The organism is Mucilaginibacter limnophilus (assembly GCF_004005815.1).
GTDB classification, from domain to species: Bacteria; Bacteroidota; Bacteroidia; order Sphingobacteriales; family Sphingobacteriaceae; genus Mucilaginibacter; species Mucilaginibacter limnophilus.
The window spans coordinates 478,499-502,415 of record NZ_SACK01000002.1 but is presented as its reverse complement, the minus strand read 5'-3'; the positions used below and the strand labels follow the sequence as shown (position 1 = coordinate 502,415).

Genomic DNA, 23,917 nt, shown 5'->3' with positions numbered 1-23,917 from the left:
CCCGGCAACGGGGCCTTTTTTATTGCTGCTGAAGAACTGAAAGGATATTGCCTGCCGGATCTTTAAACCAAGCAATTAAAGGCCCTCCGCTCCTTACAATATTATCTTCATCAGTTTTAAGGCCGGGCATATCGTAGCTTTCAAATACAACGCCTTTACCTTTAAGGTCTTTTACGGCTGCTTCAATATCATCAACCGGAAAATTTAAAAACGGTAAATGTCGCCGGTTCATGATTGGGCTTCGGGTAAACCATAACATTATTACTTCCCGGAATATGTAGTGTAAGCAGTCCGCCCATCCCCGTATTTTCTTCCACCTGAAGGCCGAGTATCTTACTATAAAATTCTTTTGCTTTTTGCGGATCATTAACCGAAAAGCTGCTGAATGCCCGTTCGTGCTTTAACATGGTTTTAAATGTTGGTTATTATATAATAAGTATCCAACATAAATAATGTTTTTTAAATTATATGTCTGAACAAATAAAACGATTTATAAGTTGTACAATAATTTTTCAGGCAGATATGCGCATAAACACATCTCATAATGTATTTACATAAAAGCCAATATTTTATCAGATTGGTTAACATATCATCAGAATTACATTAAAATGCATTCTACTTTTATTTAAAACTAAAAGCAACCAATTATTCATGAAAACAAATCTTTTACATTCAAAGCCTCTTCCGGGCTAATTTACTAAAACAATTTACTACCTGTTTGCAAAACAACTTTTAATAAGTTGTACAGGTAATCTACACCCTAAACACAACGGAATTTCTAACCAAAAAACAATACATTATGAAAATCAAACAACTCTTTTATTTGGGTGCGTGCGGCTTTTTGCTAATGGAAAGCTGTAACAAATCTGAATGGAAAAAAAATGAAGACCCGGCAACGGCACCGAAAAGTCCTGTACGCGCTGCTGCTGCGCCAAGCAACCATGGCACCTTTTACATTTCCAATGTAAACAGCAGCAAGGTTATCGAAGTAAAAACCGATAACATGCTGTCAGACGGTGAAGCCATTCAGCAAAATCCCTACATCGGTACCGGTACTGCCACAGCGCCAAACCAAAAATGGATACTGGAACAGCAGGGAACCGGTACCATTACCAGTACTACCAAGTTCAAGATAATGAACGTAGCCAGCGGTAAATATATCGAAGTGCCTTTAGCCGGTACAAGTCCGGGTACGCAAATGTGGCAGGACAAAGCCAACACCAATAACGCGCAGCAGTGGTATATACAGTCGGTAGCTACCAACAAGTACAAAATTGTGAATGTAGGTAACGGCCTGGTGCTGAGCGCCAACTTAACTACCAACGGATCAGCCATTACCCAGCAAACCTTTGTAAGCGGCGACACCAAACAGCAATGGGTACTTAACAGCCTTACTGCCGAAGCCTACCGTGACGATGCCGTGGTAAACTATTTTCATCGCACAGCATCGGGCACAACCGTAGCCTGGGATCAGGGCAACAGTATCCCGCTTACTTACAGCGGCAACAACGGCAAAGTGATTTGGGTAACCGGCGATGCTTATAACGGCAGCCAGTTAAACAGCAACCAGAAAATACCTTGCGGACAGTTCTTTATGTACCGTAATTCAGCGTTAATACAACCAGCCAGCCACAGCTGGGACCCAGCACTTACCACCAACATTACTACTACCAATTCAACTGTAAGCCCGCTTGAAATATTTGCAAGCCCCGGAGATCATGGCAGTACCTACCGCTGGCCCGGGCCTGGTGTTGAAATCAGCGATAAAGTGTACCTGTTCACTTACGAATCGCAGTACACCAGCGGTAGTACTACTATTCCTGAAAATCAGGTATTGTACCGGCTTACTCAAAATACAGGCAGCAACGCCTGGGGTGCAGCAACTCGTTTAACACCTGCAGGCATGTCGGGCCAAACTGATATTCAATACAAAGAAGGCATGGTTAAAGCAGCTGATGGATATGTGTATGTATTTGGCTCGAAGGTGATATTCTTTAATACACAAAACTTGTATGTAGCACGCTTTCCAACAAGCAACCCTACCGCATGGGAATTTTGGAACGGTACCGCCTGGACAACTACCCGCACAAATGCTTCAGCAGCTATTATACATGTAGGCACAGTTGACTATACTCAAATGAACACCAACATATCTTATGTAAACGGCAAATATGTGCTGGTACAGTTAGATCTTGGTTTCTTTTGCGACCCGGCGGTTCATGATGTGTATATCTCTACATCAACCAGCCCTACAGGGCCATTTACCGCGCCGCAAAAGGTATTTACTATTAATGATAAATATACCGACGGGCATTTGGCGAAATATTATACACCTGCTTTACACCCGGAGTTTAACAACGCCAATAACGAACTGCTGTTAACTTATAGCCTGAATTATTTCGGCACCAATCATGACGGTACAACATGCAGCACATCCTACTGTGCCAATACTACCGATCAGGACCCGAATTTCTACCAGCTTAAAGCTGTCAGAATACCGTACTCACTCGTTGGTTTGTAGTGCTTATTTTAATCAGATAGCCGGCCTTGTGCCGGCTTTTTTGTTTTAATCCAATCTAAAAATCTATTTTATCTCAACAATAGCGGCAATTGTTGTTTATTAAAATCAGGACAACGTAATTTAGGGGCAAAGCAACAAGAACACATGCAAACCGAAATATTAAGCAACGTTAGCAACATCAACAGCACAACAAATTATTTAGAGATACTAACTGCAGAGGCCACCGCACGAATATGGGTGTACAGCCCTACCATTATCAGGGTGAACATTACCAAAACACCTGATAAGGAAGACACTTCATTCGCGGTAATACAGCACCCTGCCGGTGACTTTAACTATACTGATGATGGCGACAGGCTGCTGATTGATGCCGGAGGGGTAAAACTTCGCGTAAGTAAAAGCCCGCTGCGGTTTAATTTTTATACGGCAGATGATAAGCTGTTAAGCGAAGATGACCCGCGTTTCGGCGTAAACTGGCAGAATGAGCGGGTGGTTTGTTACCGCAAGCTATATCCGGATGAAAAGTTTATTGGCCTGGGGGAAAAGCCCGGACCGCTTAACCGCCGTAATACACATTACGTAAACTGGAATACGGATGCCTCAAAACATACCATCTCAACCGATCCGCTGTATAAAACATTTCCTTTTTTCATCGGTCTGCATACCGGGTTAACGTATGGGTTATTCTTTGACAATACCCATAAAAGCTACTTCGATTTCGGTGCGACAACTGATGACGAGATGAGTTGGTTTGGGGCCGACGGAGGCGATATGAACTATTACTTTTTCGGCGCGCAGGGTGTAGCACAAATTATTGAGGATTATACCTGGCTTACCGGCCGTATGGAAATGCCGCCGTTATGGAGCCTTGGTTACCAGCAATGCCGATATAGTTACATGACTGCGGATGAAGTGCTTGGCATAGCAACGAAATTCAGGGAACACCAAATACCTGCCGATGTGATCTATTGCGATATCGATTACATGGATGATTATAAAATCTTCACCTGGAATAAAACACACTTCCAGGACCCGAAAGGATTAGTGAGCAAACTGAAAGAAATGGATTTCCGAACGGTTTGCATTGTTGACCCTGGTATAAAGGTTGAAACAGGTTACAAGCAGTATGATGAAGGTGTTGAAAAGAATTACTTTGCAACCTACACCAACGGCGATAAATATGTAGCCAGCGTTTGGCCGGGACGCTGTTACTTCCCCGACTTTTTTAATGATGAGGTGAAAGAATGGTGGGGCTCTTCATTTACCGCCTTAACCGAACCTGGGGTTGAGGGCTTCTGGAACGACATGAATGAACCGGCAGCCTGGGGGCAAAACATACCATACCTGGTGAAATTTGGTGAGCATTACATGCACGAGGTACGTAATGTGTATGGTATGCAAATGGCGATAGCCACTTATAACGGCACCCGCAAATTGCTTGGCAATAAACGTCCGTTTGTACTTACCCGTGCGGCTTATTGCGGCACGCAGCGTTATTCAGCCGTTTGGACGGGCGACAACACAGCTACCGATGAGCACATGCTTTACGGTCAGCGGCTGGTAAACAGTTTGGGACTTGTAGGCATGTCATTCACCGGGGTTGATATTGGCGGCTATACCGGTAATCCTACCCCTGAGCTGATGCTGCGTTGGAACTCGCTGGGTGTGTATGTGCCCATGTACCGTAACCATGCCGAAATTGGCACCAATATGCGCGAGCCTTGGGAATGGGGCGAGGAAAACTTAAAGGTTATTAAAAAGGATATTGAATTACGGTACAGGCTGCTGCCATACATTTATTCGGGTTTTTATCAATCGGCACAAACAGGCTTGCCGGTTAGCCGCACACTGGCTATCGACTACACTTTTGATGAGACTGTATATAAGCATAAATATCATAACCAATTTTTGTTTGGAGACTGCATGTTGGTTGCACCGGTTGAAAGCACTACGTTAACCGCTGAAGTCTACCTGCCTGAAGGTGACTGGTACCGGTTTAGTACTGATGAAAAATATTCAGGAGGCGAAGTATACAAAGTGCCGTCGCCGTTAACTGATCTACCTGTTTTTGCAAAAGCCGGCGCCATTATACCGATGCAAAGCGTAGTGCAAAGCACCAATGATAAAGGCGACGGCATACTGGAATTGCACATTTGGAATGGCGATGAGCCAACTTCATTTGTTTATTATGAAGATGACGGCGTTACTTATTATAATGAACAAGGAGTTTATCATAAACGCACTATAAGTTTTAATCCCCAGGGAAAAACGGTTACGTTATCGGCTGTTGAGGGTAGCTTTTCTTCGAAGTTTACTCAGGTAAAGCTGATACCACATGGATTTGATAAGGAAGTAAAGGAACAGGTAGTGGCCAATAGTAATGAAGAAGTAACAATCAATATCTGATTACTGCAGACTGCCTGTTTCACGCACCATAGCAAATGAATTCTCCTTATTTTTACGTTAATGGAGAACGACGCTAAAAAACAGTACCGTAAAATCATTCATATTGATATGGATGCATTTTACGCGTCGGTTGAGCAGCGTGATCATCCTGAATATCGCGGTAAAGCATTGGTAGTTGGCGGCCTGCCCGAAGGACGCGGCGGTGTAGTGGCGACTGCCAGTTACGAGGCGCGTAAGTTTGGCGTGCGTTCGGCTATGCCGTCGAAGAAAGCCTTGCAGCTTTGTCCCCATGCCATTTTTATCCGTCCAAGATTTGCGGCATATAAAGAGGTTTCGCAAAAAATACGGGAGATCTTCAGCCGTTATACTGACCTCATTGAACCGCTGTCGCTTGACGAAGCTTATCTTGATGTTACTGAAGATAAACTGGGCGTTGGCTCGGCCATTGAGATCGCGAAGCAGATAAAGCAGGCTATAAAAGACGAATTGCAACTCACCGCTTCTGCTGGCGTATCGGTAAATAAGTTTGTCGCCAAAATTGCTTCGGACATCAATAAGCCTGACGGATTAACCTTTATTGGTCCTTCGCAAATAGAAAGTTTTATGGAGAAGCTGCCGGTTGAGAAGTTTCATGGGGTCGGCAAAGTAACTGCCGATAAGATGAAACGTATGGGTCTGCATACCGGCGCCGACTTAAAGCAACTATCTGAGGAAGAAATGACCGCCGCTTTTGGCAAGCCGGGCAGGTTTTATTACCAGATTGTCCGTGGCATTGACGATCGGCCTGTGCAGCCTCACCGTGAAACCAAGTCAATGGGCGCCGAAGATACCTTCGCGTACGACCTCACCACCCTTGATGAAATGCATGCCGAACTTGACAAGATTGCCGCCACCGTGGTAACGCGTTTGGAAAAATACAATTTAAAAGGCCGCACTATCACCCTGAAAATAAAGTATCACGATTTCAGGCAGATCACCCGGAACCAATCGTTCGCTATACCCGTAGGTGATATGGACACGATAACCGCCACGGCAAAACAGCTGCTGTTGGCCACCCAACCTGAAAATATGCGGATACGTTTGCTTGGTATATCGCTGTCAAACTTTGGTGATTTACCGGTTAAAACTAAGCAGGATGAACCGAGTGAACAGTTGAGGCTTGACTTATAATCATACACCTACCAACCCTTAAACTAAAAAACCTACCTTTGCCGTATGGTAGATGTTATCCTGAAGAAAGGAAAAGAAAAAGCGGTGCTGCAGCGCCATCCATGGGTATTCTCGGGTGCTGTTGAACGTATAAAAGGCAAACCTGCTGATGGCTATATCATCAGATTAATTGACGCAAAAGGCGGTTTTATGGCGTACGGCTTTTACAACGGGCAATCGCGTGTAGCTGTGAGATTGCTGGAATGGGATGAGCAGGTTACAGTTGACGAAGCGTGGTTCCGCGCCAAAGTGGCCACCGCCGTCAATGCACGTAAAGAACTGCTTGCCGATGGCAGTACCAACACCTGCCGTTTAATTTTCAGTGAAGCCGATTACCTTCCGGGACTAATAGTAGATAAATATGCTGATCATCTGGCGGTACAGGTGCTCACATCGGGTATTGACAATAACATGCCTGTCATAATCGACGAGTTGCAAAAATTGCTTTCGCCTGCCAGTATATTCGATAAAAGCGACGCTTCATCCCGCGGGCATGAAGGATTGACTACCGAAAACAAACTGCTTGCCGGCACTCATCCGCCTGAGCTGGTTGAGGTAAAAGAGAACAACATCACCTACGGCATCAATATCGCCGAGGGACAAAAATCCGGTTTTTACTGCGACCAGCGCGACAATCGCCGCATCCTGGCTCACTATACCAAAGGTAAAAAGATGCTCGACTGCTTTAGCTATACCGGCGGCTTCACGCTGAACAGCCTGAGCAACGGCGCTGCATCAGTTACCAGTGTTGATAGTTCGGCGCTTGCTATTGATACCCTGAATGAAAATATCCGTCTGAACAATTTTGACAACAGTAAACATTCAGCTATAAAAGCCGATGTAAACAGTCAGCTACGCAGGTTTAAGGATGAAGGCGAAAAGTTTGACGTTATTGTACTCGACCCGCCAAAGTATGCTCCATCACGCTCAGCGCTTGATCGGGCTTCACGCGCTTATAAAGATCTGAACCGAATTGCTATGCTCTTATTAAACGAAGGCGGACTGCTTGCTACTTTTTCCTGCTCGGGCGCTATGGATCTGGAGACATTTAAACAGGTACTGGCTTGGGCGGCTTTAGACGCTGGCAAACAGGTTCAGTTCATTTACCAGTTTTGCCAGCCCGAAGATCACCCGGTACGCTCATCATTCCCTGAAGGAGAGTACCTAAAAGGGCTTTTATGCAGGGTATTGTAGTTGCCTGATAAAAAGTGAGTTTCCGCTGTTTAAAGTTTATCTTCTTTAGTACTTTTAAGCGCCCAATAAACAAGCACCGGCTGAAAAAACAGCCGTACAAACCGCTTTGTATCGGTATCTAAACCAAACGCGTCGCGGTGGTTAATATATTGTGAGATGTTACCTGGGAATACTGCAGTAAAAAAGGCGGCTGCCGTTTTACCCACAACTGCACGATATTTCTTAGGTGCAAAAACAAGCGCGCTGCCTAAAGCTATCTCTGCAAATCCTGAATAAACAACGGTATCATCTTTTGATAGCGGCACCCAATTTGGCACTTGCGCACGGAAGGCTTTTCGCGCAAAGGTAAGATGGCTTACGCCTGCCAGTATCAGGTTGGCGCCAAGCAATACCCGTGATGCTTTTTTAATTGTTTGCTTTTTCATCGCATCAGGAAAACAATAACTGTTCCATATACGAAATTATAAATAATTTAATGGCTGTGTAGCAACACTAAACTCTTTTACGTCTGATAGGTATGTCAAACTTTTCACAATCCCCACAAATCAGTATAAAAAACAAACTGATCATTTTTATTGAAGGCGCGCTTGTTTATGCCTTTATTTATAATCCATGGACAAAATTTCCATATACACTGCTAATTACTACCGTTGTAATACTGCTGCTTACTTATGCGCGGACACGTTCACTCAAAGCAATTGGCCTTTGGAACAATTACAGCTTTGTAAAAGTATTGGCTACAGCGTTACTTGCTTTTTTGCTTCTTGAACCCGTTATGGATTTTATTGTGCAGCCTTTGGTGAACAAGCTTTGCCATGAAGTGCCCGATTATTCAGGTTTTGACAAATTGAAGCATGATAGCAGCCGGTATATAAAGTATATCTCATTTGTTTGGATAAGCGCCGCCATAGGCGAAGAAGTATTGTTTAGAGGATACTTGTTTGATCGCTTTAAGAAATTGCTTCCTGATGGACGTTTTAAAACAATTGCTATTATCCTATTAACAGCTATACTGTTTAGCTTGCCGCATTATTATCAGGGAACAGCAGGTTTGGTTATGACCTTTTTTTTCGGTATAGCGTTTGGTGCCCTTTTTGTAAAAACACGTTATAACTTATGGGTAAATATAATTGTGCATGGCTTAGTTGACAGCCTTTTCCTTACACTTGTGTACACTGACAATTTATCGTATTACGAAATAGTTAACAAGCATTTATTAGGCTATTGATGGGGTTTGACCTCAATTGTTAGCTGATTAATAATATCAACTATTCGTGGGGCTTGCAAATCAATATCGTATTGCTGTACTATTTTTTTTGCTTCCTCCCCAAGATGAATTAATAGTTCAGAATTGTTTTTAAGTCTCACAATTGCATCAGCCATGGCTTGAGTATCGCCATAAGGCACAACAATTCCGCCGCCTTTGTTTACCATTTCGGGCATGCCACCTGCATCGGCGAAACATATAACCGGTTTACCCAGGCTGGCTGCTTCAAGGCATACAAGCGGAAATGGGTCTTCGCGAGACGTTAACACGAATACATCAAAAGCGTTAAAGTAATCATGCGGATTCGGTACGCTGCCTGTAAATATTATGTCGGCAGATGTTAACCCCATGCGTTTTAACTCATAATCAAGCTGAATTTGAACATGCTTCTCTACACTGCCTACCCAAACAAATTTCACTTTTTGCCCACTACGTTTTATTATAGTGGCAATCTGGATAAACAGGTCAATTCCTTTACGCCAGTCTGCTGTACCCGAACCTCCCGCTACAAACTCCGAATTACTTCTTAACTGTATACCTGTTTGTGTAAGGATAGCCGCCAAAGGCAGGCTTTTAACCGGGACAAACGCATTTACCAGCTCAATCTTTTCTGCGGGAATATCAAAGTTCTGTATCAGGTTGTCACGCGTACTTTCTGATACCACAATATATTTGTTGATGTACTGAGTATATTGAGCGCTTAATGCATGGCTGTAATGTGCCTTTATGCTGTACTCGCCTTCGTGCACGTGTAAAATTACCGGGCATTGCTGGTAAAGCCTAATTATTGGCAAAACATCAACCGAGTCAACTGTATTGAGATAAATAAGATCAAACTTTTGCCGTTTAAGTCCGCCCGGAACATCTTTGAGTAGTTTATACCTTATTTTACTGCCAAGCTTGCCAATAAGTGTCTTTTTACCGCGGTATGACGGCCACTTAATAACCGGGCCAATTGTAATAAACTCAATTTCAAGTGCATTCCGATTAGAATCGGTATTTTTTAATAGGATAGTGTAATCAAACTCAGTATTTTTCGCTACCCATGTAATAAAATTTTTAAATACTATGGGCGCACCGGTTCGTGATGCATCATGCGAAACAAATAGTATGTTTTTTTTCAATTTTTCCGGTTCTGATCAGCTGATAAAATGCGTTCTGCTAAATTAACTTTATTACCGTCAAATTTATATAGGTACTCTTGGCTTAAATATCCCAGAAAAGCTTTGAAGTTGTGCGTTTGCAGGTCAGCATCCGCTTTACTCAAAGCTTTAATTATTTGTTGTTTCAACATAGCCGGTATTTTAACTTCATATGAACAATTCTTTCCATACAAAAGGCCCGTTCCGTAGGTTAACAAAGGCTTGCCTTTTAGCATTACCGAAAATTCCATTTTTGAGCCTGAGCAAAACACTACATCTGCCCAGTCAATCAGTACGTCAGGGTCTCCATTTACAACAGCGAGATTATCCTTGGTTAAATTATTTTTATACCGGTTATGAGCGGGATGTGGTTTGTAAATCACCCGGTAGCCTGTATCAGCAGCCGCAATATCAGCTGCCTGGTCAAATGAAGAATTATGATACGGCAGCAATCCTTTGCGGTCGTCATGTTCGCCCGGATAAGCCCCCGAATCAATCTCATCTATTCCAAGAACTAAAATTTTTACACCACTTTCAATTAAAAATTCTTTTGGTATATCGGGCTGCGCTTGGTTATACAAGCTAAGGCTTGTCTCGTTTAGCTGACTATAAATATTTTCACCAATTTTTAGAAAGTTAGTTACTTGTTCTAAACTAAAATCTTTAAACGGATCAGTATTGAATATTTCTGAAGCAGCAAGCGTTCCAACCTTATCCAGTATAAATGTCGCGGGTAAATAGCCCCATTCAATAGCCGCAGTTTTAATGTTAAGCAGCCTGGCCATATCATAAGCTATCCCATACCGGCACGACCATGGATTCCAGCAAATAAACAATACCGGTTCAATAGCTGTAAATATTTTAAGGCAATCCTTTACAGCGTTGTTAAACTCTTCTTTTGCAATAATACTATCCGTATTGTTCCAGCGCTGCAGGCGGACTATCCATTTTTCACTGTCAATACGCAATTGTGTTTGTAAATAATTTAAGGTGGCCTTGCCCCGGTTATAATCGTTATATGTAAGCTTATAGTCGCTTAAAACATCATCATAATCTGTCCACAAGTAAACCGTATACCCAAGCACCTCAATGTCGTTTATCAAATTTAGCATGCCTTGTTGCTGCGCTTCGTTTAAACGCGGAACACAGGATATGATAACAGCGCCTTTACTCATAATTTTTCCCAACCAAAAATTGAAGCTACCAATCCTTTCCTGAACGAAGCATACGATTTGTTTGTAGGGTCGAATGAAAACTCATCCACATAAAAAGTAAGTATGTCTTCGTAGCCGTCAACATCACCAACACGAAGTTTACTTAGACGGAAAGTTAGTGTATAACGCCCCTTTTTTAACGGTGAATGAAGCTTTACGCGATAATTATACTCACCCGGCTGCTGTCCTTCCAGTACCGTTTCATCAATATCTGACAACAAGGAGTAAAACATGTCGATGCCATCCTTTTTTATGTCAATAAGCGGTGAAAATCCAAGCGTAGGTTCATTTACAAAATATTTGATGTTAAGGACTACCTGCTCGAATACGTCAAACTCCTGTTTTACCAAACCATGTTCGTTACTAATTGATAAATGTGATATATATGCCTGCTTTGGCGAAGGCTCAAAACTGATTTCGCACTGCTCATCCCCTACGGTGTAAGATAAGTCTTTTTGATAATGACTGATTATGGTATCGATATTACCCGTTTGCTGTAAAATACCGTTTTTAAGATAGATACCTTTTGAACAAAGATTTTTAATCGAACCCATATTATGGCTTACAAACAATACCGTTTTGCCTTCGCCCTGCCCTATGGCCTTCATTTTACCAAGGCATTTTTTCTGAAATTCGTAATCGCCTACAGCCAAAACCTCATCAACAATCAGTATTTCCGAGTCAAGGTGCGCTGCTACTGCAAAAGCCAGGCGCACATACATACCGCTTGAGTACCGTTTTACAGGCGTATCAATATATCGTTCAACACCGGCAAAATCAACTATTGCATCAAACTGGCTTTTTATTTCATAACGACGCATACCCAGTATAGCGCCGTTCAAAAAAATATTCTCTCGGCCGGTCAGGTCCGGATGAAAGCCGGTACCTACTTCAAGTAAGCTGGCAATACGCCCTTTTACTTTTATTGTGCCTGTTGTAGGTGCAGTAACCCGGCTTAATAGTTTTAACAACGTGCTTTTACCTGCTCCATTACGCCCAATTATGCCAACTGCGTCTCCACGATTGATGTCAAAATTTATATCTTTCAGGCTCCATACAATATCACTTTTACCCCTTATTGTACGGTCGTTGGTTTCGCCTACCTGTAAAAATGGGTCTTCCTTGCCGCGCACACGGGCAAACCATCGCTGCAGGTCGTTTGAAATGGTACCTGTACCAATTTCACCAAGCTGATAGGCCTTCGAAATATTCTCGGCGCGTATAGCGATATCGCTCATTTTAAGTTTAATAATTGGTTAGCCGTTATTAAACGGTATCTACAAATGACCTTTCCGATCTGTTAAAAACAATAATACCAACTATGGTAATTATAACACTAACAGCAGCACAATACAACAACCCGCCCCAGCTAAAACTGCCGCTGCCTAAAAAGCCGTATCTGAATGTTTCAATAATAGGTGTCATGGGATTCAGTTCAATAAACCTGGCCAGTTCTGGATATCGCTGCAAGGCGGTTGATAACGGATAAATTACCGTGGTACCGTACATTAGTAACTGTACGCCAAACGTCACCAGGAATATCAGGTCGCGGTAGCGGGTTGTCAATGCCGACACCATCATACCCATACCCATGCCTAAGAACGCCATAATAATAACCAGTAGCGGGAAAAGCAATATATACCAGGTTGGTGAAAAATGCGCTCCTGTAAACATATAATAACCAAACATCAATAAAAACAACAGCATTTGCACGCCAAAACGTATCAGGCTCGAGAGCACTATTCCAAGCGGCATTATAAGCCGCGGAAAATAAACCTTGCCAAAAATATGTGCGTTATCCCTGAATACTGAACTGGTTTTATTCAAGCAATCGGCGAAATAATTCCAGGCAGTGATACCAGCAACATAAAACAGCGGCGGTGGTATGCCATCGGTTGATATGCCGGCCAGACGGCTAAATACAAAAGTGTAAATTAGGGTAGTAAGTGCAGGCTGTACAAAAAACCACACCGGACCAAGTAAAGTTTGCTTGTAATACGATACAAAATCACGGCGCACAAGCAGCAAAAGTAAATCGCGGTATGCCCATACTTCTTTAAAATGCAAATTAAAGATTGAGTTGCGGGGCTTAATTTCTAAATCCCAGTTTTGACGGGCAGTTGCAGATGTACTCATATTACAATGTGCCTTAATTCAATTTATCTGCCATTTCATACCTGTCAACAGAATAGGTACTCTTTGTCATTTCATTAAAAGCTGAATAAATTACATATTTTCTGCCCTGATTAATACCAGGAAACACATCTCCGATAATGGTTTTTATGTGTTTGTTTTCTTCAATAATTTCAGCTTTTTCTTTTAACGGAATGGTAGTTAAGTACTGTATCACAGGGTATGTTCCCTGATCAACAGTTTTTACATAAACAGCAAAAATACGTGGTTTTGTAGGCAATTGTTTGAGCACCAACGGGAAGCCATAAGCCCTTTGAACATCATATGTAATCTTACTATCAAAAAGCCGCAAATCCTCCTCAAAGGCGTATTCCCATATTTTACTTGGCTTAAGAGCAATATTGGCTAAATCCATTGTGAGTTTAGCATCAACATTATGGCCTTTTTTGTACTTTTTTAACGCTTCTTTAAACAATTGCGGGGCTGTTTTTCCTTCAAATGTGTATGGGGCAGCATCCATCAGGCAAAGCTTCCAACCATAATCTAACTTTGCAAACACCAGCGTAACAAGCCATTTTTCATCTCCGGTTTTTGGCGTAAAAAAGGCAATGTACATTTCTTTGGCAAACCCTTCATAACGTAAAAAATAATTACCTACTCCCTTATTATCAGTTTTTATAGTATCGTAATCTCTATACTTATTAACCGCATAGTATTCATCCATCAGTTCAAAATCGGCTGTTTTTAACCGGTTACCAACAAGTTCAGCTTCACGCCTGGTAGCCGGATCACTGATAAGTTCTTTTGAAAAATAATTTTCAAGTTCTTTGATATTATACGCTTTAAGTTCTCTTATAACTTCATCGTTTTTTTTATGAAACTCTTCACGAAGTTTAGCGTCGATACTATCATCTTTTTGATATCCGGCTTTTTTACTACAACTTATTAAAGCGATAACTGTAAACACCGTTAAAAAGGCATTAAAAAGTGATGTATGGTTTAATCTCATTGGTTTATGCCTCCAATATACTAAAAAGCTATTTAGTACAAAAAACTAAGTTGACATGTGAATTTGTTAATATAATATAACTTGTAATTAACCATTATTTTACATAGATTTAATTTGCTAATTATAATTGTATGGGAGGTTGATATGCGGGTTATATTTATTTTATCACTTCTATTTGTTTTTGGTTTAGCATACAGCCAAAAAAAAACCTCCCTGCGCTTTGACTTTTACAGCGGCCCGTTTACTGCCGATGCCGACAGTTCATTAATTGTTAATGTATCTGCTTCAGTTGAAGCAAAAGACATCATTGACTTTTACGATCAGGTTAGCCAAGCACATTTTCAACCGGTGGTTGATTCTCTGTTGAATTATAAAAATAAACATCAGCTTAACGACTGGTTATACTATCAGCTGGTACGCAAAACGGCTCAGGAAATTAGCCCTAAGGCGGATAATTATGCACGTTATACACTATATAAATGGTTTTTGCTTACACAGTCGGGTTATGACGCGCGGCTTGCCATTACACCCGAAAAAAAGATCATCTTTTATATTTATAATAATGAAGACATTAGTGATATCCCTTTTTTTATGGTTGATGGCAAAAAGTATATGTGCCTTAACTATCATGATTATGCCAATACCGATTTGCATAAAGACCCGCCTTTCCCTGTTGATATACCGGTACCCGGTGCAATCCGGCCATTTTCATATCTCATTACCCGGTTACCCGATTTTAGTCCGGATAGCTATGTTGAAAAAAAGCTTCAGTTTAATTATGGCCATAATGTATACAATTTTGAGGTTAAACTAAACCCTGAGGTGAAGGACATCTTTGCAAATTATCCGGGTGTTGATTTCAGCGCTTATTTTAACATTCCGCTTAGCAGGGAAACATATGCGTCGCTTATCCCTGTGTTAAAGAAAAACATCAAGGAAATGGATCAGGTTAAAGGTATTGATTACCTGATGCGGTTTACACGCTACGCTTTTCTATATGAAGATGATGAGGAAAACTACGGTAAAGAAAAACGCCTTTCACCGGAAGAAACCTTGTTTGCCGATTACAGCGACTGTGACGACCGGGCAGCATTGTTCTTTTATCTTGTTAAGGAAATATATGACCTGCCAATGATAGCTATTTTATACCCAACCCATATTACCATTGCCGTACAGTTTGACAAACCTGTTGGCGATCCCATTAAATATGGCGGTAAATTATATTCGGTTTGCGAACCCACATTGCAAAAAGATGATTTGCCGATAGGCCATATCTCATCAAAATTTAAAAAGCAGAAATATCAGGTTGTTTACAGCTATGAGCCTGCACGATGGTAATTTTTAGTATAATTACCACTTATGCTCGATATTATTTTTCAGGACGATTACTTGGTTGCTATTAATAAACCACACGGACTGCTGGTACACCGTTCAACAATTGCGGCTGAAGCAAGCGAGTTTGCATTGCAGTTATTGCGAAATCAGTTGAACCGAAAAGTTAATCCTGTACACCGTCTTGACAGAAAAACCGGTGGGGTATTACTTTTCGCTTTTGATAAAGAAACGGAGATAGCCATGCAGCAGCAATTTGCTGAGAATAATTTAAGCAAAAAATATCTGGCTATAGTGAGGGGCTATACTGATGATACCGGCGAAATAGATTATCCCCTCCGAAAAGAAAATGGCACATTACAGGATGCTTTTACCGCTTATACCACTTTAAACAGGGTTGAACTTGATATACCATTAGGGAAACACCCTACTTCGCGGTACTCGTTAATTGAAGTACATCCCACAACCGGCCGCATGCATCAGATACGCAAGCACATGGCGCATATATTCCACCCAATTATTGGCGACCGTACACATGGCTGCAACAAACAAAACAAGCTTTTTGCCGAAAAATGGGAAATGAACACGATGCTGCTTCATGCAAAAAGTTTGCAGTTTACTCATCCGGTAACAGGTAAGGATATTTGCATTGAGGCCCTACCGCGTGAAGAATTTCAAAATGTAATGCGATTGATGGGCTGGCTATGATATTCTATAACGTTTCCAGGCTGTCAGGATGCTTAGGACGCCATATGGCATAGTAATACACAAGACAAAAAAAGCCCAGGAAGAAAGGAATCAATGCCAAATGCTTATAGGTAAACCACCCGCTAACAACCATGGCGTCAAAGTGAAGAAATTCGCTGATCATCCAATAAGAGTTTGCCGATATCCAAAAAGTTATTGCCAGGTTATGGCATAGTTCGGATACCATATCGCGGGTACGATAGGCAATTACAATTGAGATGATCAGCGTTGGGAATATCATGACAATGCCAAGCGGTTTCCATATCAAACACCAGCCGATATCCTTTAGTAGCCAAAACACAATATGGAGGTTCTCCATTTTGCGGTATTTTAACGGAATGGTATACTGTGGCATTGAAGCTTACTATTTTATATATCTGAAATCGTGACCGTCTTGTATGTTCAGCAATGTTTCGTAAATCAACCGGATCACGTTATCCACGTCTTCCTTATGTATCATCTCAACAGTTGTGTGCATATAGCGCAGCGGTAATGAAATCAACGCTGATGGTACACCGTCATTTGAGTAAGCAAACGCGTCGGTATCGGTACCGGTTGAGCGTGACGAGGCCTGGCGCTGGAACGGTATGTTGCTTTTTTGCGCGCTTTCAATAAGCAGTTTATTAACATTAGTTTGCACAGCAGGCGCGTATGATACTACAGGACCTTTACCACAAGCAATTTCACCCTGCACTATCTTATTAATCATAGGCGTAGTGGTATCATGTGTAACATCAGTAACAATAGCCACATTCGGTTTTATATGATGTGCTATCATCTCAGCTCCACGCAAACCTATTTCTTCCTGCACAGCATTAACTATATACAAGCCGAAAGGTAGTTGTACATTATTTTCTTTAAGTAAACGGGCTACTTCTGCTATCATAAATCCACCTGCGCGGTTATCAAGCGCGCGGCCTACATAGTAGCGGTTGTTAAGCACCATAAACTCATCTTCGTAAGTGATTACACAGCCTACATGTATGCCCAGGTTCTCTACTTCTTCCTTGCTGGTGCAGCCACAGTCAAGACAGATATTTTTCAAAGTTGGGGCTTCTTCCTTATCTCCTGCCTGACGGGTATGAATAGCAGGCCAGCCGAATACAGCCTTAACAATGCCGTTATCGGTATGGATGTTTACCCGTTTAGAGGGCGCTATCTGATGGTCAGACCCGCCATTACGGATAACATAGATCAATCCGTCGCTGGTAATGTAGTTTACAAACCACGATATTTCATCGGCATGCGCCTCAATAACTACTTTGTAAGGCGCGTCCTTATTTATGATACCAACAGCGGTACCGTAATTATCTACATAATAATCGTCGATATAAGGCTTAATATAATCAAGCCATAATTGCTGGCCTTTCCATTCAAAGCCGGTTGGCGAGGGGTTATTAATGTACTTCTCAAAAAAAGCAAGTGAAGTTTCGTTTACAACGGAAATATGCGGAGTGTCTGTTTTTTTCTTAGCCATAATGTATTTTTTATGCGGAAAGCAAATATAGTAAAGCTGTTGATGTTTAAAAGTTAGTTCAGGGGTTTTGAAAGTACCTCGTAGTCGATATCATCACGGGTAAATATCTTACCAGTTGATGTGAAGCCATGTTTTACATAAAAACTTATGGCCGTACTGCGGGCATTGCACCACAAGCGTGTACCGCCTTCATGGCGGGCATAGTCAGTAATATATTCCAGCATTTCTGCACCTATCCCTTTACCCTGCCTTGCAGGTGTTACGGCAAACTTACGAAACTGGTACTCGCCGTCATTATGAAAGAGTGAAACAACAGCTACCAGGTAGTTATCTGCAAAAGCGCCAAAGTGTACGCCGTCAAAATCTTCATCCATTTCCATTTCATGCAATTGTTTGTTTGGATAAAGCACTTCGTGACGCAGGCGCCAGGTAAGTTCAGGGCGTATTTGTTCGATAGAAATATTCACAATTTCAAGTATATAAAAAAACCCGGCATAACCGGGTTTTTGTTTTTCTATTTGGTTTTATCTGCAGAACCTTTCCATGTATTGTTATCTGAGTTATAATCGGGCAATACTTTGTCGGGGTCGTAAGTTACCGATTCAATTTCTTCTGTTGAAGGATACTTGTACACAAAGCTTGCATTACGTTCCCATATCTCAACAGGAAGTTTTACACGGTCAACTTTACCGCTTTTCAGTTTGATATCAAGTATAACCGGCATAACCATTTTATCGTTATTGTCAAGGGTTATTAAAGCGCCTTTAGATGGATCATTGCTTACATATGATACATTGCTTACGCCAACGTCCAAACGCCAGTTATTAATAAACCAGCCTCTCCAAAACCACTGCAGGCTTTCACCGCCAACGTTTTCCATGGTACGGAAGAAATCATCTGGTGTTGGATGTTTAAATGCCCAGCGCTCCACATATGTTCTGAAAGCTTTATCAAAACGTTCCTTGCCTAATATCTGCTCACGCAGCAACGTCAGACCAAAACCCGGCTTAAAGTAAAGTAATGTACCGGTGTTTTTTTCTTTAAGGTTTGCCGGGGCGCTTAAAATAGTCTCTATGTCCGGACGGGTAACCATTTCGCCAATGCGTTGCATATCGCTGGCACGTTTTGGGGCGTACTCGCCATTGTTAAATTCAGCAGTGCTTAATGTATTTATAAAGGTATTGAAGCCTTCGTCCATCCAGCCGTAAAGGCGCTCGTTTGAGCCTACTATCATCGGGAACCAGGTGTGGCCGAACTCATGGTCGTTTACACCCCAAAGGCTACCTTTTTTAGCACGATAACCACAAAACACAATGCCCGGATATTCCATACCGCTTACAATACCGGCAACGGCTGTAGCAGCAGGATAAGGGTATTCAAACCACTTTGCTGAGTAATGTTCAATAGATTTTTTTACGTACTCAGTTGAACGGCTCCAGGCATCGCTACCATCGCTTTCAACCGGGTAGGCCGAAATAGCTATAGACTTTTTGCCGCTTGGCAAATTCATTTTAGCTGCGTCAACAATAAAAGCCGGTGATGATCCCCAAGAAGCATCACGGGCATTTTTAATCCTGAATTTCCAGGTAAGCTCTTTTTTACCAGCCGGGCGTGAAGCCGCATCAGTAACTTCTTTAGCCGAACGGATAATCACCGTAGCATCGCTTTGCGCAGCTTGCGCCCAGCGTTTTTGCTGCTCGGCAGTATATACTTCTGTTGGGTTAAGTAATTCACCCGAAGCTACTACGATATGATTTGCCGGAGCGGTAATACTCAGGTCAAAGTCACCATATTCAAGATAAAACTCACCCGGACCTGTATAAGGCAGTACGTTCCAACCGGTAACATCATCAAACACGCAAACACGCGGATACCATTGCGCTATAGTGAATATTTTGCCGTTTTTGGTAGTAAGTACACCCGTACGGTCTGACCCGTAATCAGGGCTGACAAATGAAAATTCAATCTTTAGTTTTACCTGTCCCCCTGCCGGTGTTACTTCTTTTGGTAACCACACCTGCATACGGGTATCATTTATCATGTATTTCAACTCGGTGTCGCTGCCAACAAGCCTTACCGATTTGATTTTATAACCCGCGTCAAACGCCTGACCATGGCCTCCATTACGGCTTCCTGTAATCGGCACAATCGCAGAGCCGCGCGAATCCTGTTTAAACAGGTTCTGATCGAGCTGCATCCATATAAAACCTAACTTTTGCGGACTATTATTGGTATAAGTTAATACCTCGGTACCCGTAACTTCGTTGGTTTGATCGTTCAGATGTGCCGATAATTGATAATCGGCACGGTTTTGCCAGTATTGCGGACCGGGTTCTCCACTGGCTGCCCTGTATTCGTTACCATTTTTGGTATAAAACAACGGACCGAAAGTTTCATGATAATCATACTTTGAGGCAGAAGCGCCTGATGACGATTGAGCATAGCCATTACCTGCAACAGCCATAAAAGCCAGCATAATGCCGGCCGTGTATTTAAAGGTCATGTTAATATTATTTGAATTTAATTCACACAATTATACTACAAATAGCTGTAATAATAAGCATGATGCAAGGCTATTGTTACGTTGTTATTTAATTTTTTAATTACTGATTTTATTTTTTTTCGCCGGATGGTATTCTGGCTAACGCTTATTATTTAAATGCATTAAAAAACAGGTAGAAATACGTATTGCATGAACCAAAATCCCCTTTTAGTTTTGTTTAACACTTACCTGACTACAATTATGCAACCTCGTTATCTGATAATAACTGTTATAGTTTTATTGCTGATAAGCGGTATCATACATTTTAAAACCGGTTATCACACACATACCCCTGCAAATAAAAGCATAAATGATTCACCGGCAATTGTCAGATCAGATGACAGCATTTCACCGGCTCATGCAACCATATTAACTATCGACTGACCTATTTAAACAAGAAAAGCGGCCTAAAAGGTCGCTTTCTTTATGTAAGTTCAAAAATGCTTATTGCATTGTACCAAATTTTGTCTCGAAGTTTTTAAAATGATCGTTAAACTTCTTATGCAATACCGGTTGATGGAATGACTCGGTCATTTTAACCAATCCGTTAAGAAGCGACATGGATAATTGTATATCACGGTTATCGGCGCTAACATTTCCATTCTGCAGTTGTGAGTAGTTATAATCAAGTAAGTTTACCAGATAATCTTCAATTTGTTCGGCCCAAGTGTTTGCCAAGCGTGTTTCACCCAGGGTATAAGCATTTTCTACTAAATAATATTTACGTACGGCAACTTCAGGCATAGGTATGATGGCCGGCATTTCAGTATCATACTTTTTCAGTAGATTTTTCGCCTCGGTAGTATGGCCTTCTTTTGTCAGATTATCGGCCAGTGTCATATACATACGGGTAATAAGCGGCAAAAACATAGTAAGTGACTCATGGTCAAGGTACTTAGCCTTTTTGTAATTACCGTATTTGAACTTATTCATCAGGTTATCATACATCTTCAGGCTGTTGGTAGCCTCAAGCGGCTGTACAGTTGTATCGGCCTTTAATGGCAGCAGGCGGTATGCAAAGCCTTCATTATACAGATATCTGTCAAGCCCTATCATGTTTTCACTGCCAACCGTTACTGCAAAATACACCGGACGTTTCCAGTTATTGTGAGCCAGTATGTCCAGCAGCGCCAGGTTATCTTTGGTTACATAACTTCCCGGATAGGTCCAGTCAAGCTCAGGTATTATCTGGTCAGCTTTATCTGACGGAACAGTTCCTGTTTTTAACACCTGGTTTTTATCAATGGTAATCTTGAAATTCTTTGTTGGCAGATAATTGGCCTTACCCCCGTTACGCAGTTCAACTAAGGCTTTATCTGAGGTAATGAAATCAAATATCTCTTTCAGTTCGATATTACCCTTAATACCCTCATCGTTATAGTAAATCACATCACGCACACCTGCCTCAAACTTTTCGTTAGGCATTGTTATGGGCAGCGGGTCCGACTCATTCATCCTTTTCTTCATATGACGGATGTACCAATCGGTACCCAACAAGCTTAAGTTTACGATACGCACGTCCGGACGGATGTTTTCAACCTCCTGTGCATACCACAGCGGATAAGTATCATTATCACCGTACACAAACAATATGGCATTTGGCGCACACGAGTTAAGGTAGTTTGAAGCCATATCCCGCGGCGTCAGTTTTGTAGATCGATCATGGTCATCCCACTCTTCTTTAGCCATTAGCGCAGGCGCCGCAAGCAAACAAACTACCGTAGCTATTATAGCGCCCGTTTTTGCGTTAAGTTTCGAGCTGATTAGTTCAGCTAGGAACAACACACCAAGTCCTATCCATATGGCAAACGCATAAAATGAACCGGCGTATGCATAATCGCGCTCACGTGGTTGCAATGGATCCTGGTTAAGATAAAGTACAATAGCCAGGCCTGTGAAAAAGAACAGGATAGCTACAATACCCGCATCGCGCTGGTTACGGCGGAAGTGGAACACCGCCCCCATTAACCCAATAATAAGCGGCAGGCAGTATAAATTATTGTATGATTTACTTTGTGTTACCGAATATGGCAACGGCTTTTTAAAGTTAAAACCACTGGCCCAGTTGCCATCTAAACCACTGGCGCTTATCTGGCCGTCCTGTTCGTTATAACGGCCGGCAAAATTCCACAAAAAGTAGCGGGTATACATTTGCGTCACCTGCCATGTAAAAAAGAAACTAAGGTTGGTGCCCAAAGTTGGATGTTCTTCTGCTCCAAGTCCTGTCCAGTTACGGTAAAATTGATCATGCGAAGGCTTATCACTAAACATACGCGGGAAGACGGTATTGCGGTCGTAAACATTTTTAACTTTTTTTCCGGCTACCTCGTATTTTTCTTTACCACGGCGGTAAATATTTGCACCTTCTTTCTGGTCAATCAGTTCCGAATCGAAATACTGGCCATATAAAAGTGGTGTTTCACCGTACTGGTCGCGGTTAAGGTAGCTGTTTAAAGCGAACGCGTCCTGAGGGTCGCTGTTGTTCAAATTGGTACCCGCCTTAGCACGGATAGGTATCATAACAAATGAGCTGTATCCAAGCAAGATAAAAGCCAGGCAAACCAGGAAGCTATTTAATGCGAAACGGCGCTCACGTATTTTAGCCGCATATTCCAACAGTGCCGCAATAATCAGGGTAACTACAAGGCCAATTATGCCTCCACTTATTCCACCAAGCAGCACAAAGCTTATTGCTGTAATAATTATAGCGCCGGTTGATGGCTTTATGGTATAATAGATACCTGATATGATAAGAATGGCAAGCAACACAAAGAAAGCGATAGCACCGCTGCCGAAGCCAAAACCAAGTGTATTTACAAAAAACAGGTCGGAGAATGCTGCTCCTTTAACCGTAAATTGAATAACGCCCCAAAGCACAAATCCTAACGCAATACAACTTGCTAAAAACCAACCGATAGCTCCGGAAGCGGACGCATTTTTTGCCTTGCGGAAGTAAATAACCAACGCGATAGCCGGGATTACAAGCAGATTTAGCAAGTGGATACCTATAGAAAGACCCATTACGTAGGCGATGAAAACTATCCAGCGGTTAGCATATGGCTCATCGGCGTGGGCTTCCCATTTCAATATCGCCCAGAAAACGATAGCCGTACATAATGATGATTCGGCATAAACTTCCGACTCAACAGCCGAAAACCAGAAAGTATCTGAAAAAGTATAAGCCAATGAGCCTACCAAACCGGCACCCATTATCAGGATGATGTTTGTAAGGTTAATATCTTCAGCTTTTTTAACCAGCATTTTTTTAGCCAGCGCGGTGATTGTCCAGAATAGGAACAGTATGGTGGCGCTGCTCGCCAGTGCCGATGCCATGTTGGTAAAATAGGCAACCTTGGTATTATCACCCATTGATAGCAGTGAGAACGCCTTCCCTATCATGGTAAACAATGGTGCGCCTGGCTGGTGAGCTACCTGCAAACGGTAAATACACGCTATAAATTCGCCGCAATCCCAAAAACTGGTTGAGGGCTCAAGCGTTAAAATGTAAGTTATTGTGGCTATCAGGAAAGCTATCCAGCCAAAAAGATTGTTGATCTTGTTGTAGTTCATCGCTTAATGCAATTTCTGTAACAGGTATATAAGGTGCCGAAATTAGTAAAACTATTACGATGTTTATACTAAAAAGGTGATGATTAACATATTTTAACGCACACTAAAAGCAGCAGTAATCTTTAAAAGCACTTTTTTAAAAAAATATTTTAGG

General features: G+C 42.0%; 20 protein-coding genes. 7 read left to right on the top strand and 13 right to left on the bottom strand.

What is annotated here, in order from left to right:
- Positions 1-19: 19 nt before the first annotated feature.
- Positions 20-232, bottom strand: coding sequence for a VOC family protein (locus EOD41_RS21000; protein WP_240663228.1), 213 nt, complete (start codon positions 230-232; stop codon positions 20-22).
- The gene (locus EOD41_RS20995; protein ID WP_240663226.1) at positions 192-407 is read right to left on the bottom strand and encodes a VOC family protein; all 216 of its coding nucleotides are present in this window, start codon (positions 405-407) and stop codon (positions 192-194) included. The genes EOD41_RS21000 and EOD41_RS20995 overlap by 41 nt, the downstream gene beginning before the upstream one ends.
- A 392-nt stretch (positions 408-799) precedes the next feature.
- Here EOD41_RS20995 and EOD41_RS06650 point away from each other — a divergent pair, with 392 nt between their 5' ends.
- The 4 genes from EOD41_RS06650 (at position 800) to EOD41_RS06635 (ending at position 7,330) form a co-directional block, all read left to right on the top strand.
- Positions 800-2,521: an RICIN domain-containing protein gene (locus EOD41_RS06650; protein WP_127704009.1), complete on the top strand. Its 1,722-nt coding sequence runs from the start codon at positions 800-802 to the stop codon at positions 2,519-2,521.
- Between the two features lie 144 nt (positions 2,522-2,665).
- The gene (locus EOD41_RS06645; RefSeq protein ID WP_127704008.1) at positions 2,666-4,927 is read left to right on the top strand and encodes a glycoside hydrolase family 31 protein; all 2,262 of its coding nucleotides are present in this window, start codon (positions 2,666-2,668) and stop codon (positions 4,925-4,927) included.
- Between the two features lie 60 nt (positions 4,928-4,987).
- Positions 4,988-6,097: a DNA polymerase IV gene (gene dinB / locus EOD41_RS06640; protein ID WP_127704007.1), complete on the top strand. Its 1,110-nt coding sequence runs from the start codon at positions 4,988-4,990 to the stop codon at positions 6,095-6,097.
- 45 nt (positions 6,098-6,142) lie between these two features.
- On the top strand, positions 6,143-7,330 hold the full coding sequence (locus tag EOD41_RS06635; RefSeq protein WP_127704006.1) for a class I SAM-dependent rRNA methyltransferase: 1,188 nt from the start codon (positions 6,143-6,145) through the stop codon (positions 7,328-7,330).
- A 29-nt stretch (positions 7,331-7,359) separates the two neighbouring features.
- Here the strand turns inward: EOD41_RS06635 and EOD41_RS06630 are convergent, their stop codons facing one another.
- A complete protein-coding gene (locus tag EOD41_RS06630; protein WP_127704005.1) occupies positions 7,360-7,755 on the bottom strand; it encodes a DoxX family protein in 396 nt (131 codons plus the stop codon).
- Between the two features lie 92 nt (positions 7,756-7,847).
- Between EOD41_RS06630 and EOD41_RS06625 the strand changes: the two genes are divergently transcribed.
- Positions 7,848-8,558 (top strand): CPBP family intramembrane glutamic endopeptidase, encoded by a 711-nt coding sequence (locus tag EOD41_RS06625; protein WP_127704004.1) that lies wholly within the window; start codon positions 7,848-7,850, stop codon positions 8,556-8,558.
- Here the strand turns inward: EOD41_RS06625 and EOD41_RS06620 are convergent.
- Genes EOD41_RS06620 through EOD41_RS06600 form a run of 5 tightly spaced genes read right to left on the bottom strand, consistent with a single transcriptional unit; the run spans position 8,552 to position 14,095 of the window.
- Positions 8,552-9,721, bottom strand: a complete 1,170-nt coding sequence (locus tag EOD41_RS06620; RefSeq protein WP_127704003.1) for a glycosyltransferase family 4 protein — start codon at positions 9,719-9,721, stop codon at positions 8,552-8,554. The two genes, EOD41_RS06625 and EOD41_RS06620, sit on opposite strands and share 7 nt — an antisense overlap.
- Positions 9,718-10,914 (bottom strand): hypothetical protein, encoded by a 1,197-nt coding sequence (locus EOD41_RS06615; RefSeq protein WP_127704002.1) that lies wholly within the window; start codon positions 10,912-10,914, stop codon positions 9,718-9,720. The genes EOD41_RS06620 and EOD41_RS06615 overlap by 4 nt, the downstream gene beginning before the upstream one ends.
- Entirely contained in the window at positions 10,911-12,191 is a 1,281-nt protein-coding gene (locus EOD41_RS06610) for an ABC transporter ATP-binding protein (protein ID WP_127704001.1), read from the bottom strand. The genes EOD41_RS06615 and EOD41_RS06610 overlap by 4 nt, the downstream gene beginning before the upstream one ends.
- Before the next feature lie 28 nt (positions 12,192-12,219).
- On the bottom strand, positions 12,220-13,089 hold the full coding sequence (locus EOD41_RS06605) for an ABC transporter permease (protein WP_127704000.1): 870 nt from the start codon (positions 13,087-13,089) through the stop codon (positions 12,220-12,222).
- A 13-nt stretch (positions 13,090-13,102) separates the two neighbouring features.
- Positions 13,103-14,095, bottom strand: coding sequence for a hypothetical protein (locus EOD41_RS06600; protein ID WP_127703999.1), 993 nt, complete (start codon positions 14,093-14,095; stop codon positions 13,103-13,105).
- A 144-nt stretch (positions 14,096-14,239) separates the two neighbouring features.
- Here EOD41_RS06600 and EOD41_RS06595 point away from each other — a divergent pair, with 144 nt between their 5' ends.
- Positions 14,240-15,433, top strand: a complete 1,194-nt coding sequence (locus EOD41_RS06595; RefSeq protein WP_127704476.1) for a hypothetical protein — start codon at positions 14,240-14,242, stop codon at positions 15,431-15,433.
- Between the two features lie 21 nt (positions 15,434-15,454).
- Entirely contained in the window at positions 15,455-16,135 is a 681-nt protein-coding gene (locus EOD41_RS06590) for a pseudouridine synthase (protein WP_127703998.1), read from the top strand.
- A 4-nt stretch (positions 16,136-16,139) separates the two neighbouring features.
- On the opposite strand, the gene EOD41_RS06585 is transcribed toward EOD41_RS06590, so the two are convergent.
- The 5 genes from EOD41_RS06585 to EOD41_RS06565 all read right to left on the bottom strand — a co-directional run bounded on the left by EOD41_RS06585 (position 16,140) and on the right by EOD41_RS06565 (position 23,763).
- Entirely contained in the window at positions 16,140-16,529 is a 390-nt protein-coding gene (locus EOD41_RS06585) for a hypothetical protein (protein WP_205780501.1), read from the bottom strand.
- Positions 16,530-16,538: 9 nt separating this feature from the next.
- Positions 16,539-17,651, bottom strand: coding sequence for a M42 family metallopeptidase (locus tag EOD41_RS06580; protein WP_127703997.1), 1,113 nt, complete (start codon positions 17,649-17,651; stop codon positions 16,539-16,541).
- Positions 17,652-17,704: 53 nt separating this feature from the next.
- Positions 17,705-18,118, bottom strand: a complete 414-nt coding sequence (locus EOD41_RS06575; protein WP_240663225.1) for a GNAT family N-acetyltransferase — start codon at positions 18,116-18,118, stop codon at positions 17,705-17,707.
- 47 nt (positions 18,119-18,165) lie between these two features.
- Positions 18,166-20,154, bottom strand: a complete 1,989-nt coding sequence (locus EOD41_RS06570; protein ID WP_127703996.1) for a M1 family metallopeptidase — start codon at positions 20,152-20,154, stop codon at positions 18,166-18,168.
- Between the two features lie 483 nt (positions 20,155-20,637).
- Positions 20,638-23,763 (bottom strand): glycosyltransferase family 117 protein, encoded by a 3,126-nt coding sequence (locus tag EOD41_RS06565; protein ID WP_127703995.1) that lies wholly within the window; start codon positions 23,761-23,763, stop codon positions 20,638-20,640.
- Positions 23,764-23,917: the final 154 nt, after the last annotated feature.

Coding starts and splice junctions, on each gene's coding strand:
- EOD41_RS06605 (WP_127704000.1), bottom strand. CDS start 13,089: ATGAGTACATCTGCAACTGCCCGTCAAAACTGGGATTTAGAAATTAAG.
- EOD41_RS06570 (WP_127703996.1), bottom strand. CDS start 20,154: ATGACCTTTAAATACACGGCCGGCATTATGCTGGCTTTTATGGCTGTT.
- EOD41_RS06580 (WP_127703997.1), bottom strand. CDS start 17,651: ATGGCTAAGAAAAAAACAGACACTCCGCATATTTCCGTTGTAAACGAA.
- EOD41_RS06595 (WP_127704476.1), top strand. CDS start 14,240: ATGCGGGTTATATTTATTTTATCACTTCTATTTGTTTTTGGTTTAGCA.
- EOD41_RS06615 (WP_127704002.1), bottom strand. CDS start 10,914: ATGAGTAAAGGCGCTGTTATCATATCCTGTGTTCCGCGTTTAAACGAA.
- EOD41_RS06610 (WP_127704001.1), bottom strand. CDS start 12,191: ATGAGCGATATCGCTATACGCGCCGAGAATATTTCGAAGGCCTATCAG.
- EOD41_RS21000 (WP_240663228.1), bottom strand. CDS start 232: ATGAACCGGCGACATTTACCGTTTTTAAATTTTCCGGTTGATGATATT.
- EOD41_RS06585 (WP_205780501.1), bottom strand. CDS start 16,529: ATGCCACAGTATACCATTCCGTTAAAATACCGCAAAATGGAGAACCTC.
- EOD41_RS06630 (WP_127704005.1), bottom strand. CDS start 7,755: ATGAAAAAGCAAACAATTAAAAAAGCATCACGGGTATTGCTTGGCGCC.
- EOD41_RS06565 (WP_127703995.1), bottom strand. CDS start 23,763: ATGAACTACAACAAGATCAACAATCTTTTTGGCTGGATAGCTTTCCTG.
- EOD41_RS20995 (WP_240663226.1), bottom strand. CDS start 407: ATGTTAAAGCACGAACGGGCATTCAGCAGCTTTTCGGTTAATGATCCG.
- EOD41_RS06645 (WP_127704008.1), top strand. CDS start 2,666: ATGCAAACCGAAATATTAAGCAACGTTAGCAACATCAACAGCACAACA.
- EOD41_RS06600 (WP_127703999.1), bottom strand. CDS start 14,095: ATGAGATTAAACCATACATCACTTTTTAATGCCTTTTTAACGGTGTTT.
- dinB (WP_127704007.1), top strand. CDS start 4,988: ATGGAGAACGACGCTAAAAAACAGTACCGTAAAATCATTCATATTGAT.
- EOD41_RS06590 (WP_127703998.1), top strand. CDS start 15,455: ATGCTCGATATTATTTTTCAGGACGATTACTTGGTTGCTATTAATAAA.
- EOD41_RS06625 (WP_127704004.1), top strand. CDS start 7,848: ATGTCAAACTTTTCACAATCCCCACAAATCAGTATAAAAAACAAACTG.
- EOD41_RS06635 (WP_127704006.1), top strand. CDS start 6,143: ATGGTAGATGTTATCCTGAAGAAAGGAAAAGAAAAAGCGGTGCTGCAG.
- EOD41_RS06650 (WP_127704009.1), top strand. CDS start 800: ATGAAAATCAAACAACTCTTTTATTTGGGTGCGTGCGGCTTTTTGCTA.